Below are 13,622 nucleotides of genomic sequence, written 5' to 3'. Positions count from 1 at the left end.
GGAAGCGAGCCGCGCACGAACGCGCGAACGCCTGCGCGGCCGGTGCAAAACTCACCTGTCGCCGCGCTGGAAATTACACGAAACGGATCCTGGCTGCAGCGAACGCGGCACCGGCCGGCTTTACCTGACGCCTGACATTTGCTTTAAGATCATGGCACTGAACGTATTCAATGCAACATATCCCGACCAGCCCGCGCTGGTCCGATACCCGGTTTTGAACAACGGAGATGATCGTGGCAGATACGAAAATGCTGGCGCAAGTGTGTGAAAAGCAGGGCTTTTTTGCAGCGCTCGACCAGAGCGGCGGATCGACGCCCGGCGCGCTGAAGCTGTACGGCATTCCGGAAAGCGCGTACAGCGGCGACGCTGAGATGTTCAGACTGATCCATGAAATGCGGGTGCGCATCATCACCGCGCCCGCTTTCACCGGCGAAAAGGTGATCGGCGCGATCCTGTTCGAGGCCACCATGGACGGGCAGGCGCAGGGCAAGCCAGTGCCGGCTTTCCTGTGGGAAGAGCGCGGCGTGGTGCCGTTCCTGAAGGTCGACAAGGGGTTGCAGGACGAGGCGGACGGCGTGCAGCTGATGAAGCCGATTCCCAGTCTCGACCCGTTGCTCGAACGGGCCGTAAAACTCGGCATCTGCGGCACCAAGATGCGCTCGGTCGTCAAACTCAATTCGCAGACCGGCATCGCGGCAATCGTCAAGCAGCAATTCGAGGTGGCGGCGCAGATTGATTCGCATGGTCTGATGCCGATTCTCGAACCCGAAGTGTCGATTAAAAGCCCGGACAAGGCGGGCGCCGAAGCCACGCTGCTCGCGGAACTGACCAAAGGCCTCGACGCGTTGCCGGAGAGCCGGCGCGTCATGCTGAAGCTCACCATTCCGGACGTGCCCGACTTCTACCGTCCGCTGATCGAACACCCGCGTGTCGCTCGGGTCGTGGCGCTGTCAGGCGGCTATTCGCGAACCGAAGCGTGCGAAAAGCTCGCGGAGAACCACGGGATGATCGCAAGTTTCTCGCGTGCGCTGATCAACGACCTCAAGCACTCCATGAGCGACAGCGAATTCGACGCCGCGCTCGCCGCCGCCATCGACGAGATCTATCAGGCTTCTGTCGAAAAGGTTTAACGCGTTTTTAATGCAGGTTCCGGCGGCCTGGTTCGGTCATTGCCCGCGGTCGCCGGAAGCGTTTGCCGGAAGCGTTTTCCGGGAACGGTTGCGGGAAGCGCTCACAGTCTTGCCGCATTCCTGCCGCATTCCTGCCGCATTCCTGCCGCATTCCTGCCGCATTCCTGCCGCATTCCTGCGCTCAAAGTGCTTCTGCCGCGTGCCGCCGGAAACCGTTCGCCGCGTGGCGTGCCGGCAACCGGTCACCCTCTCCAAACAGCTTGTGACGCAGCGAACCATCGGCATACGAGGTCTTGTACAGCCCACGGTTCTGCAATTCCGGCACGACCAGATCGATGAAATCCTCGTAGCTTTCGGGCACCACCGTGCGGCTCAGATTGAAGCCGTCCACGCCCGTTTCCTCGACCCACGCCTGCAACTCGTCCGCTACCTGCGCCGCACTGCCGACGATCGCCGGATACCGGCCACCGAGTTCGAACATCTCCAGCAGCTTGCGACGCGTCCAGCCGTGCTGCTTCGCCGTTCGCGTGGCCGACTCGATTGCGTTGCCGGGCGCATAGTCCACGGGCGCATCGAGATCGTACTGCGCGTAATCGATGCCCGTGCTGGCCGCGAAATGCGCAAGGCCCGCTTCGCGGCTCGCGTATTGCAGGTAGTCCGCGTATTTTTCGCGGGCCTGCTGTTGCGTTGCGCCCGTCACCACTGCCGCGCCGACGAATACCTTCACGTCGTCGGGCTGACGCCCGGCTTGCACCAGTTGCTCGCGCAACGTGCGCACCGTTTCGCGCGCGGCCTGCCGGTTCGGCGGCGAGATGAACACGCATTCGGCGTGGCGCGCCGCAAAGCGCTGACCGCGCCCCGAACTGCCCGCCTGAAACAGCACCGGCGTGCGTTGCGGCGACGGCTCCGCGAGGTGATAGCCGTCGACGTTGTAAAACCGGCCCGCGTGCCGCACCGGATGAACCTTTGCCGGGTCCGAGTACACGCGGCCGGCCTTGTCGCGCCGCACCGCGCCCTCCTCCCAGCTGCCTTCCCATAGCTTGTACAGAATGTCGAGATATTCGTCCGCGCGGTCGTAGCGCTCGTCGTGCGGCAACTGCGCATCGAGGCCCATTGCGCGTGCCGCACTATCCAGATAACCCGTCACGATGTTCCAGCCAATCCTGCCTTGTGTCAGGTGATCGAGCGTCGAGAAACGGCGCGCAAGCAGATACGGCTGTTCGTACGTGAGATTGACGGTCACGCCGAAACCGAGATGCTCCGTCACCGCCGCCATGGCCGGCACGAGCAGCGTGGGATCGTTGACGGGCAACTGGATCGACTCGCGCAACGTCACGTCCACATTGCGCTGATAGACATCGTAGACGCCGACGATATCGGCGAGAAAGAGCCCGTCGAAAAGGCCACGCTCCAGCGTGCGCGCGAGGTCGGTCCAGTAAGGCAGCAACCGGTAGTCGCTCGAACGGTCGCGCGGATGCGTCCACAGCCCGTGGTTGATGTGGCCCACGCAATTCATGTTGAACGCGTTGAGCAGGATCTGTTTCTTCGCCATCACAAAGCTCCGTGCCGCGGCGGCAGTTTGTCGTTGAGGTAGAAGTTGCCCACGGCGTGATACTTCCAGCGCACCGGGTCATGCAGTGTATGCGTGCGCGCATTGCGCCAGAAACGGTCGAGGCCGAGGCCGTCGAGCGTTGCGGCGGTGCCGGCGAGTTCGAACAGGCGCGAGCCGGCCTCCAGTGAAACGGTAGTCGTCAGCGCACGCGCTTCAGCGACCGCAACCGACGCCTGCGCAACCGAACGCTCGGGCCGTGCCTGCGCGGCGTCCACGAAACGGCCTGCGCGCCGCAGCAATGCCTCGGCTGCACGCAGCCGCACGGCCAGGTCGCCGACCTGCGCAATGGTCAGCGGATCGTCGGCGGCGCGCTCGACTTTCGCGTCGATCCACGGCCGCGAACGCTCGCGCACGAATTGCAAGGCAGCGGCAAAGGCGCCGCGCGCCTGCCCCAGATCGATTGCCGCGTGGATGATCTGCGCGAGCGGTCCAATCGTGGTCGGTCGCTCGAACGATACCTGAAACGGCACCACCCACTCGGCTTCGACGCGCACGTGGTCGAACTGCACCGATCCGCTACCGGTGACACGCTGACCGAAGCCGTCCCAGTCGTCCGTGATCGTGACGCCTTCTGTGTCGCGCGGCACGAACGCCAGATAGGTGACGTCGCGCCCAGCCTCGTCGGCCACCACCAGCGTGGGAATCCAGTGCGCGTACAGCGCGCCGGTGCAATAAAACTTTTTCCCGTCGATGCGCCAGCCCGCCGCGTCACGCGTGAGCCGCGTGCGGCGCTTGAAATCCTTGTGGCCGATCTCGGCGAGCGCATTGCCGAAGCGCTTTCCGGCAAGCACCTCTGAGTAGAAATAATGCTGCTGCTCTGCGCTGCCGCCCACGCGCAGCACTTCGAGCGCATAGAAATGGTTCTGCGGTATCTGGCCGAGCGAGCCGTCCGCCGCCGCGATCGTCGCGGTGACTTCGGCTAGCGTGCCATTGCTGACACCCGCGCCTCCGAATTCGCGCGGCACGGTGATGCCCCACAGGCCGCTCGCGACAAACGCGTCCAGTTCGGCCCACGGCAGCCGCCGCTCGCGATCGCGTAACGCCGCTTCGCGCGCGAATTCGACGGCGAGACGTTGCGCGGTGTGAAGCGCTTCGGCGTCGCCGGCAATCACGTCAGGACGCGCTGACACGTCGGCCTGATGATGCGGGACAGTCGGCGCAACGGCCTCGCCTCGCGCCGCAAAAAGATCAATGGTCATGTCTCAGTTCCACGAATGGCGCGCGGGCAGCACGTGATTCAGATGATAGTTGCCGAGCAGATGCAGTTTCCACCGCACGGGGTCGTGCAGTGTATGCGTGCGAGCATTGCGCCAGTGCCGGTCGAGGTTGTGCGCGGCGCGCGTCGCTGACGAGCCTGCCAGTTCGAACAGCTTCTCACTGGCTTCGAGCGCGATGCGCGTGGTGAGCACTTTCGCCTCGGCCACCGCGACGGACGCGCGGGCGCTCGCTTCGGCATCGACCGGCTGCGAGGAAATCAGGTCGAGCGTGCGGCCGGCATCGAGCAGCACTTCATGCGCCGCGTGCAGATCGATCTGCAAGCGGCCGACGTCGGCGATGATGTACGGATCGTCGGTTGCATGTTCGAGGCCGGAATCGACCCACGGCCGCGCGCGCTCGCGCACGAACGTGAGGGCGTCGGCGATCGCGGCCTGCGCGATACCCTGGTCGATCGCCGCCTGGATCAACTGCGAGGTGGGTCCGAACAGGCCCGGCCGATCCGCCAGTTGCCAGATCGGCAGCACGTCCTGCGGGTCGACCGGCACCTGATCGAAGATCACGCTGCCGCTCGCCGTGGTGCGCTGACCGAACGCGCTCCAGTCGTCGATTACGCTCAGCCCCGGCGCGTCGCGGCGCGCCCAGACCTGGACGGTGCGGCCTTCGTCGTCGGTCGCGCGCGACGGCACGCGGTGCGCGAACAGGGCGCCAGTCGAATAGAAACGCTGCCCATGAAGGCGCAAGCCATCGGGCGTCGTGTGAAGCCGTGTGGTGCCTTGCAGGATCGTCGCGGCCGAAGCCGAGCGCCGTTCCGGTCCCGCATTGCCAAGCCGCAAGCCCGCGAGCACTTCGCCGTACAGCCGCTCCTTCTGCGCCGGCGTGCCGATCTCGCGCAGCACGCCTAGTACACCGAAATGATTCTGCGGGATCTGGCCAAGCGCGGGATCGGCAGCACACAGGTTCACGAAGACTTCCGCGAGCGTCGCGAACGATACGTCGGCGCCCCCATATTCACGCGGCACAGTCATCGCGCCGAGCCCGCTTTCGGACCACAGCGTCAGTTCCGCCCATGGCAGCACGCGGTGACGGTCACGCTCGGCGGCGCCGGCCGCGAACAGCGCAGCGAGTCTGTGGGAGGCGGCAAGCGCCTGTGCGTCGTCGGCGATCCGTGCGACGCGCGCGGGATCGGGACGTTCGGGCAGTGGCGACGGCGGCGCCGTCGATTCGAGCTTTGACATGATGGTTCAACAGACAGGTTGGGCCGCCTGTGTGCGCGAACCCCGGCGCGTTGCCGACCAGACGGCGCGCACCCGGCTCACCACGAAGGGGCTAATCGTCTATTGAACCAGCCCGGGCAGCTCGCGCCTACTATTGAATTGGGATTTACTTATGAAGCGTGCCGATTTGCCGCCGGATGCAACGCGGCACGGCCATCGCGCGGCCCGACGACACAGTCGAGGCGCAGAACAGGCGCAGAACAGGCGTATTTCAGTCACCCATGTCCGCGACGAACTTGCGCGCGGGCGCAAAGAAAGTCACCCCGGCAACGGCCTTCGAAAAATCGAGGATGCGGTCATGAAGCGGCGGCGGATCGCCGACGAACATGCGCTCAATCATCTTCTCGATCACCCACAGGTGCCGGGAATAGCCGATGAAATAGGTGCCGTACTCGCCGCGCCCAGGATTGGCGAACGGCATGTTGTCGCGCAGGATGTCGTGCTCGCCCTGTTCGTCCTCGATCGTGCAAAGTGTCTTGTGCGACTTCTGGCCGTCGGTCGCATCCGGCAGTTCGACGTTATCGAACTTCGTGCGCCCAATGATCGCTTCCTGCGTCTCCACTTTCTGCGCGCGCCATGCGGACAGATCGTGCAGATACTTCTGTATCACGACATAACTTCCGCCAGCATAGTCGGGATCTTCGTCACCGACGATCGTCGCGGCAGGCAGATCGAGGCCATCGGGATTCGCGGTGCCGTCGACGAATTCGAGCAGATCACGGCCGTCGAAATAACGAAAACCCGCTACGTCATCCACCGCTGTAACAGCGTCGCCGAACGCTTCGAGCAGCAGCTTTTCAAACTCGACCACCAGGTCCATCGAATCGGCGCGAATGTGATAAAGCAGATCGCCCTGCGTGGAAACCGCCGTATGCTTCGCGCCTTTTATTTCGCGGAATGGTTTGAGTTCGCTGGGTGCGGGTTTGCCGGTGAGCGGCGCCCAGATACGATGCGCAATGCCGACATTGCAGGTCAGCAGCCCACGATTGCCGCGAATACGAACGTCCTTCACGAGGTCGTCGAGGCTGCCCACCACCGATCGGGCGTTGGCGATCGAGTCCTTATCGTCCTTGACGACCAGCACGAGAAACGCCGCGACCGCGGAGAGCGGTGCGTCGATGGACTGCGGCTCGGTGTCGAGTGCTTGCCGGGCGTTCGGGATCGGCGAAGAATTCGGGCTCAAGTGGCCTCCGGTTGTCAGATGGGCAAAACCGCGTACACCGCCGGAAAATTCAAACATGGCGCAATGCTCGGGTCAAGTGCAAAGATGAGCCGCAAGCAGTCCCGTCCCGAGCCATGGCAATGGCCGAAAACGATGAACACGACAATCGTGCCGGGGCCAGCCACAAGAGGAAAGGCGAGCGAAGTCAGCGCCCTGCCCGGGCCGGCTGCACGAGATGTCGCACCGCACCCGTCACTCGTCGGTCGACAACCCGCGCGATTCCCGCAACAGCCAGTCGTGGAAATGCCGGATTTTCTGTGACGAGCGGTCCGCCGCGCGATAGCAGAAGAAATGCGTCTCGCGTTCGATCGGCGTGTAAAGCCCGTCTCCAACGATCACGAGTTCGCCGCTCGCCAGTTCACGCTCGGCGAACCTCACACTTTCGAGCGCCACGCCGAGCCCATCGACTGCGGCTGCAAGAACCAGCGCGGCGCGGTCGAACGAAGGCTGTGGACTCTCGGGCATCTTCAGACCGTTCTGTGTGAACCATTCGCGCCAGCGCAGCGGATTCAGCTTCGATTCGATCAGCGTCAGCTTCGCGATGTCGGCGCGGGTGAAGCGCTTGCCAATCAGTTTCGGCGACGCGAGCGGCGCGATGCGCTCCGCGCCCAATGCCTCGATCACCACGCCCGCCTGGCGCCGCACCGACCCATACGCAATCGCGACGTCCAGTTCCGCCGCCTTGAGCAGATCGACAGGCTCGGCGCTCGACGACATCCGGATGGTGAGCCCCGGGTATTCACGCATGAAAGCCGGCAACCGCGGCCCCAGCCATTTCGATGCGAAGCTTGGCGTGCAATGCACGGACAGCGACTCCGTAGTTATCTTCGGCGCAAGCTCGCGGCAGGCCTCCTCGATCATGTCGAACGCCGCGGACAGCATCGTCAGCAGGCGTCCGCCCGAATCGGTCAGCTCCACGCGGCGGTTGCCGCGCGTGAAAAGCTGCTGCCCGAAGTGAGCCTCCAGCGCGCGCACCTGATGACTGATCGCGGAGGGCGTCAGGTGCAGTTCCGCGGCGGCCAGCAGGAAGCTCTGCAGACGCGCGGCCGCTTCGAATGCCCTCAATGCCTGCAGTGACGGGAGCTTTCGCATGACGATCTCAGGTGAAATGGATTCATCTTTCCGTGAAAACTCGTCGTTTGTCAACTGTTCACGGCACGGCGATCATCCCCGACAAGCCGTCCCATACCGATGACGGCATCGACAGTGGTCACGTGCATGGCCGTCAATCTGGAGGAGACATGTCTCAGGCATCCGCCCCGCTTCCGCAGCGCACATTCGGCTCCGTCGCAGTCGACGAAGCCAGCGTCTACACCAGGGTCGCATGGCGCCTCATTCCGTTCCTGTTCCTGTGTTACGTCGCCGCGTATCTCGACCGCGTCAATGTCGGCTTCGCCAAACTTCAGATGCTGTCCGATCTCGGTTTCAGTGAGACCGTCTATGGCCTTGGTGCGGGTGTTTTTTTCATCGGCTATTTTCTGTTCGAAGTGCCAAGCAATGTGATTCTTCATAAGGTCGGCGCGCGGCTGTGGATTGCACGCGTGATGATTACGTGGGGGGTGATCTCCGGCGCGATGATGTTCGTCAGGACGCCCACGATGTTCTACGTAATGCGTTTCGCGCTCGGTCTCGCGGAAGCCGGCCTCTTTCCGGGTGTAATTCTCTATCTGACTTACTGGTTTCCATCGGAGCGCCGCGGCAAGATCATCGCGCTGTTCATGACGGGTATTCCCATGTCGGGTGTGATCGGCGGCCCGCTGTCCGGCTGGATTCTGCACGCGTTGTCCGGCGCGCATGGGCTTGCAGGGTGGCAGTGGCTGTTCCTGCTGGAGGCGCTGCCTTCGCTGCTGATGGGTCTGCTCGTCATCGTCTATCTCGACGACGGAATCCGGCACGCCAACTGGCTCACCGATTCGGAAAAGGCGCTGCTCACCGCGAACATTGCAGCCGACAGCAGTCAAGCACAATCGCATTCGTTGCGTGACGGCTTTACGCAGCCGATCGTCTGGCTGCTCAGCGGCATCTATTTCTTTTTCATCATGGGGCTGTACGGCGTCGGCTTCTGGCTGCCGACGCTCATCAAGGGCTCTGGCGTGACCGAGCCGCTCCTGATCGGTCTGCTGACCACGCTGCCCTATGCCGCGGCCGCTATCGCCATGGTCGTGGCGGGACGCAGTTCCGACAAGCGCCGCGAGCGCCGCTGGCACATCACCGCGCCAGGCCTGATCGGCACCGTAGGGTGGCTGGTCAGCGTGTCCACCGGTCATTCGAGCATTGCGCTGTCGATTGCCGCGCTCACCGTTGCGACGATGGGCGTCATGGTCACGCTTTCGCAATTCTGGTGTCTGCCAACCGCCGTGCTGAGCGGCGCGGCTGCCGCTACGGGTGTCGCCGTCGTCAACTCGGTGGGCAACCTCGCCGGTTTCGTGAGCCCTTATGTGATCGGCTGGATCGTCGACAGAACTCACTCGACCGATCTCGGCGTGTACACGCTTGCCGCCTGCCTCACCATTGGCGGATTACTCGCGCTGACCGTACCCCGACGCCTCGTCAATCGCTAACTCAGAAACGTCTTGCCAAAGGAACCATCATGTCCGAAATCATCGAACGCGCGAGCGTTCAGCCGACCACGAAAAAGCGCATCTCTCTTTATCAACCGAAGCAGGAAGGCCTCAAGTTTCCGGAAATTCCCGAATTTGCGAGCGTGGCCGACGAACGGCTGTATCGCAAGCAACACCTCGTCGCCGCCTGCCGCGCGTTCGACCTGCATCACTTCGACTATGGTTTCGCGGGCCATCTGACGGTTCGCGATCCTGAGCATCCCGAGCTGTACTGGACCAACCCGATGTGCGTACACTTCTCCGAGGTCAAACTGTCCAACCTGATTCTGGCGGATCATAAAGGCCGTGTGGTGGAAGGCGACTATGCGATCAACCAGGCCGGTTTCGTTCTGCATGCGGCCGTGCATGAAGCCCATCAGGATATCGTCGCCATGTGCCACGCTCACACACTCTACGGCACGGCGTGGGCAGCGACAGGCCGCAAGCTCGATCCGATTTCACAGGACGCATGCGCGTTTTTCGAAGACCACGTGGTGATCGACGACGAAGCGGGCCAGGTTGCGGTCGAAGAAGAAGCCGGCTGCACGGTGGCTGGATGGTTCAAGGGCGTCCGGGCGGCCATCCACAAGAACCACGGTTTGCTGACCGCGAGCCGGCATAGCATCGACGAAGCGGCGTTCTGGTTTATCGCGCTCGAACGCGCGTGCCAGCAACAGTTGCTGGTCGAGGCGTCCGGCATCACGCCCACCATGGTCACGCCGGAGCGCGCCCGCTACAGTCGCGAGCACGTGGGCAGCCCGTTCATCGGCTGGCTGCATTTCCAGACGATCTACGACCAGCTGGTGAAGCAGCAGCCGGATATGTTCGACTAAAGGCGCATGCGAGGCGCGCCAGCTCCGGCGCGCCAGATTCAGGAGCCAGCTTGCGTCACGTCGGGAAAAAGCGGTTCTCGGGCCGCGGCAGACCGAGATTTTCACGCAGCGTCGTGCCTTCGTATTCGCGCCGCAAAAGCCCACGCCGTTGCAACTCGGGCACGACCTTGCCGACGAAATCGTCGAGTCCGTCCGGCAGATGCGAGAACATCACGTTGAAACCGTCCGACCCCTCTTCCATCAGCCACTGCTCCATCTGATCGGCGATCATCGCGGGCGTGCCGACCATTTCCAGTCCGGAGTATCCGCCGATGCGCTGCGCGAGTTGACGAACGGTCAAGCCGTCGCGCTGCGCCCATTCCACCACCCGCTGGCGCGCCGTGCGGCTCGCGTTGGTTTCCGGAATCTCCGGCAATGGACCGTCCGGATCGAAACCGGACACATCATGGCCCAATGCGATCGATAGCGACGCAAGCCCGCTTTCGTAATGGACGAACGTATCGAGCCGCGCTCGTATCGCGCGCGCCTCTTCCAGCGTGTCGCCTACCACGACAAACGCCGCCGGCAAGATCTTCATGTGCTCGCGCTGCCGCCCGGCGTGTTCCATCCGCCCTTTCACGTCTGCATAAAAGCGCTTGCCGTCGGCGAGCGTGCTTTGCGCGGTGAACACGACCTCGGCGGTTTCGGCGGCGATCTGCCGCCCGGCCTCCGACGAACCGGCCTGCACGATCACGGGCCAACCCTGAACAGGACGCGCGATGTTCAGCGGCCCACGCACTGAAAAGTTCTCGCTCCTGTAATTCAGCACATGCAGCTTCTGCGGATCGAAGTACGTGCCGCTTTCCGTATCGCGAATGAATGCGTCGTCGGCCCAGCTATCCCACAGGCCTGTGACGACGTCGAAAAACTCCCGCGCGCGCCGGTAGCGCTCGTCGTGTTCGACATGCTCGTCGAGGCCGAAGTTGAGCGCGGCGTCGGGGTTCGACGTCGTCACCAGATTCCAGCCCGCGCGGCCGCCGCTGATATGGTCGAGCGACGCGAAACGCCTTGCCACATGATACGGCGCGTCGAATGTGGTAGACGCCGTCGCGATCAGGCCGAGCCGCTCGGTCACCGCTGCCAGCGCCGGCAGCAGCGTAAGCGGTTCGAACGACGTCACCGTGTGACTATGCTTGAGCGCCGCCAGCGGCATGTTCAGCACGGCGAGGTGATCAGCCATGAAGAATGCGTCGAAACATCCACGCTCGAGCGTCTGCGCAAAGCGCTTCAGATGCGTGAAATTGAAGTTGGCGTCGGGGTACGCGCCGGGATAGCGCCACGCGCCGGTGTGAATTGTCGTGGGACGCATGAAAGCGCCGAGGCGAAGCTGACGTGCCATGCACTCCTCTCCATTGCAAACACGGGTCGCGCCAGTGTAATCCCGCAGCCGGTTGGCTGCCTGCGCGCAGCAACTGCCCGCTCGCCGTCAGACGCGATGCGTGTCATGCTCGACGCCCAACGGGGCCGTCGCGCGACAGGAGTCAGGCGACGCGAAACGCCGCGGCGTTGTACGTCACAACACCGCCAGCCAGCCACCATCCACGTAAATGATCTGGCCGTTCACATAACTCGATGCAGCCGACGCAAGATAAACGGCCGTGCCGACAAGTTCTTCCGGCCTGCCCCAGCGTTGCGATGGATTGCTGCTTTTAACCCATGCGTCGAACGCTTCGTTCTCGATCAACGGCTTGTTCATATCCGTCAGAATGTAGCCGGGGCCGATCGCATTCGCCTGGATGTTCGAAGCCGCCCACTCGGCGCTCATCGCGCGAGTCAGCATCTTGATGCCGCCCTTCGCGGCCGTATAGGCGCCCACCGTGGCGCGCGCTGCTTCGCTCGTGAGCGAGCCGACATTGATGATCTTGCCGCCCGTGCCCCGCGCGATCATGCGCCGCGCGGCCTCCTTCGCGACGATGAACGCGCTCGTCAGGTTCGTATCGATCACACGCTGCCAGTCACCCAGTTCGAGTTCGACGAGCGGCTTGCGGAACTGGATGCCCGCGTTGTTGATGACAATATCGATGTGCACGCCAGCCGCGTCCCACTGCGTGAACGCTTCGGCGACCGCGGCTTCGTCGGTGACATCGAACGCGCGGCCTTGCGCCCGGTAGCCCTTGCCGGACAATGCGCTGACAGCCTCGGCCACGGTATCCGCGCGCGTGCCGTTGAGCACCACGGCAGCGCCCGCCGCCGCGAGCCCTTCGGCCAACGCATGGCCGATACCGCGCGCCGAACCGGTGACGAGCGCCGTGCGGCCAGTCAGGTCGAAAAGTTGTGTCATCCAGAATCCTTGTGGTGTTTCGGAATGCAGGCGCGAACGCGCGCCGACTGGCTCAAGTTTAAGGCCGTCAGCCGATCTGTTCGACCGGCATTGCCTCGAGCGTGACCTGCTGGACGGGAAGTCCAACTGCCCGATTTTAAGCGCGTGTTCGACATCAAGCCGTGCGGCATGGGTGCCGTAATCAAGTTATCGGGACGGTAGGACCGGTAATTAAGCCCGAATCATCCCTTTAACGGAGTCGGTCATGAGCTATAAGCGCGCTGCTGGCGCAGCCACACTCAACATTTGCTTCTTTCTGTTTTCTATCGGCGTGTTTTTTCTGTGGACGTCGCTTGCCGCCGGAACCGGGTTCATCCTGCTCCAGTTGCCGGACGTCTGGGCATCGCACAGTAGCGACGATAGTTCGCGTTATGCGGTGATGTCGGTGACCGCGTACGCGGCGATCGTCGGTGCGCTGTTTCTGGTATTTGCCGCAGGCTCCATCGAGCGCCTGGTCGATGCGGTGAAGACGGCGCGGGCGGCATTGCGGCATGTGCGCCGGATGCGCTCGGGCATGGCCACGGTGCGCCACGTGTGACCGTGCGAGCGAGCGCGGACAAAAAGACGGTGGCCTTGCGCGACATGAACGGTCCAGTGTTGCATTCGACGCGCAGGCCAGAGCCGGTTACGACGCACTCACTTTGAGCAGTACCGGATCGTTGCGGTAGATGTCCGGAAACATGCGTTTCAGTTGCGCGACCTTCGGCAGATCGTTGATCGCGATGTACGGATAGTCGGGATGAAGGGCAAGGAAATTCTGGTGATACGCCTCGGCCGGATAAAAGCCCTTGAAGTTCTCCACGTGCGTGACGATCGGCGCTGAAAACACGTGTGCGTTATTCAGCTGCGCAATATACGACTGCGCCACGTCACGCTGCTCGGCGTTGGCGGGGAAGATTGCCGAGCGGTACTGCGTGCCATGATCCGGACCCTGGTAATTCAATTCGGTTGGATCGTGCGCGACCGAAAAGAAGATCTGCAACAGCCGTCCATAAGTGACTTGGGTCGGATCGTAAGTGATCTGCACGGACTCCGCGTGTCCCGTATCCCCTTCGCTGACGGTTTCATATTGCGCGGTGTCCGCCGCCCCGCCGGCATAGCCCGATGCGACCTGCTTCACGCCGCGCACGTGTTCGAACACGCCCTGCACGCCCCAGAAGCAGCCACCCGCGAACACCGCCGTTTCGGTGTGGGTCGCGCCCACCCGCTCATCCTGCGCAGGCGGTGGAATTTTCACCGCGGCTTCGGCTGAACTGGCGACGCGCTGCGCGGCGAATACGCCCGCTACAACGGCTACACCAGCCGCGATCCGCGCGAAAGCGGAACGCCTGCCACGCGGGCTCTTACGGTTAGGAATGCCATGCATGATTTCAG

Annotated in this window: 12 protein-coding genes; 4 read left to right on the top strand and 8 right to left on the bottom strand. The window is 63.2% G+C overall.

Features of this window, described 5'->3' with window-relative positions:
• Positions 1-227: 227 nt before the first annotated feature.
• Complete coding sequence (locus tag AAGS40_RS07165) at positions 228-1,130, top strand: fructose bisphosphate aldolase (RefSeq protein ID WP_345814148.1); 903 nt, start codon at positions 228-230, stop codon at positions 1,128-1,130.
• A 181-nt stretch (positions 1,131-1,311) separates the two neighbouring features.
• Here AAGS40_RS07165 and AAGS40_RS07160 read toward each other — a convergent pair whose 3' ends face one another.
• The 5 genes from AAGS40_RS07160 to AAGS40_RS07140 all read right to left on the bottom strand — a co-directional run bounded on the left by AAGS40_RS07160 (position 1,312) and on the right by AAGS40_RS07140 (position 7,548).
• Positions 1,312-2,682 (bottom strand): LLM class flavin-dependent oxidoreductase, encoded by a 1,371-nt coding sequence (locus AAGS40_RS07160; protein WP_345814147.1) that lies wholly within the window; start codon positions 2,680-2,682, stop codon positions 1,312-1,314.
• Complete coding sequence (locus AAGS40_RS07155; protein ID WP_345814145.1) at positions 2,682-3,941, bottom strand: SfnB family sulfur acquisition oxidoreductase; 1,260 nt, start codon at positions 3,939-3,941, stop codon at positions 2,682-2,684. Before AAGS40_RS07155 ends, AAGS40_RS07160 begins: the two co-directional genes overlap by 1 nt.
• Positions 3,942-3,944: 3 nt before the next feature.
• Positions 3,945-5,195 carry an SfnB family sulfur acquisition oxidoreductase gene (locus AAGS40_RS07150; protein ID WP_345814143.1) on the bottom strand — a complete coding sequence of 417 codons (1,251 nt, stop codon included), beginning with the start codon at positions 5,193-5,195 and terminating at the stop codon, positions 3,945-3,947.
• A gap of 250 nt (positions 5,196-5,445) precedes the next feature.
• Entirely contained in the window at positions 5,446-6,417 is a 972-nt protein-coding gene (locus tag AAGS40_RS07145) for a Dyp-type peroxidase (RefSeq protein ID WP_345814142.1), read from the bottom strand.
• A 231-nt stretch (positions 6,418-6,648) separates the two neighbouring features.
• Complete coding sequence (locus AAGS40_RS07140) at positions 6,649-7,548, bottom strand: LysR substrate-binding domain-containing protein (RefSeq protein ID WP_345814141.1); 900 nt, start codon at positions 7,546-7,548, stop codon at positions 6,649-6,651.
• 149 nt (positions 7,549-7,697) lie between these two features.
• Between AAGS40_RS07140 and AAGS40_RS07135 the strand changes: the two genes are divergently transcribed.
• Together AAGS40_RS07135 and AAGS40_RS07130 are read left to right on the top strand one after the other, a co-directional pair.
• The gene (locus tag AAGS40_RS07135) at positions 7,698-9,017 is read left to right on the top strand and encodes an MFS transporter (RefSeq protein ID WP_345814139.1); all 1,320 of its coding nucleotides are present in this window, start codon (positions 7,698-7,700) and stop codon (positions 9,015-9,017) included.
• 29 nt (positions 9,018-9,046) lie between these two features.
• On the top strand, positions 9,047-9,889 hold the full coding sequence (locus AAGS40_RS07130) for a class II aldolase/adducin family protein (RefSeq protein ID WP_345814138.1): 843 nt from the start codon (positions 9,047-9,049) through the stop codon (positions 9,887-9,889).
• 55 nt (positions 9,890-9,944) lie between these two features.
• Here AAGS40_RS07130 and AAGS40_RS07125 read toward each other — a convergent pair whose 3' ends face one another.
• Both AAGS40_RS07125 and AAGS40_RS07120 read right to left on the bottom strand, forming a co-directional pair.
• On the bottom strand, positions 9,945-11,267 hold the full coding sequence (locus AAGS40_RS07125) for an LLM class flavin-dependent oxidoreductase (protein ID WP_345814136.1): 1,323 nt from the start codon (positions 11,265-11,267) through the stop codon (positions 9,945-9,947).
• Positions 11,268-11,441: 174 nt separating this feature from the next.
• Positions 11,442-12,209, bottom strand: coding sequence for an SDR family oxidoreductase (locus AAGS40_RS07120; protein WP_345814135.1), 768 nt, complete (start codon positions 12,207-12,209; stop codon positions 11,442-11,444).
• 244 nt (positions 12,210-12,453) lie between these two features.
• On the opposite strand from AAGS40_RS07120, the gene AAGS40_RS07115 reads away from it, so the two are divergent.
• Positions 12,454-12,786 (top strand): hypothetical protein, encoded by a 333-nt coding sequence (locus tag AAGS40_RS07115; protein ID WP_345814133.1) that lies wholly within the window; start codon positions 12,454-12,456, stop codon positions 12,784-12,786.
• A gap of 87 nt (positions 12,787-12,873) precedes the next feature.
• Here the strand turns inward: AAGS40_RS07115 and msrA are convergent, their stop codons facing one another.
• Positions 12,874-13,614 carry a peptide-methionine (S)-S-oxide reductase MsrA gene (gene msrA, locus AAGS40_RS07110; RefSeq protein ID WP_345814131.1) on the bottom strand — a complete coding sequence of 247 codons (741 nt, stop codon included), beginning with the start codon at positions 13,612-13,614 and terminating at the stop codon, positions 12,874-12,876.
• Positions 13,615-13,622 lie beyond the last annotated feature (8 nt).

It is taken from the genome of Paraburkholderia sp. PREW-6R (assembly GCF_039621805.1).
Taxonomy (GTDB): Bacteria; Pseudomonadota; Gammaproteobacteria; order Burkholderiales; family Burkholderiaceae; genus Paraburkholderia.
Note: the sequence above shows the minus strand (reverse complement) of the source record. Positions and strands in the feature narration are given on the sequence as shown.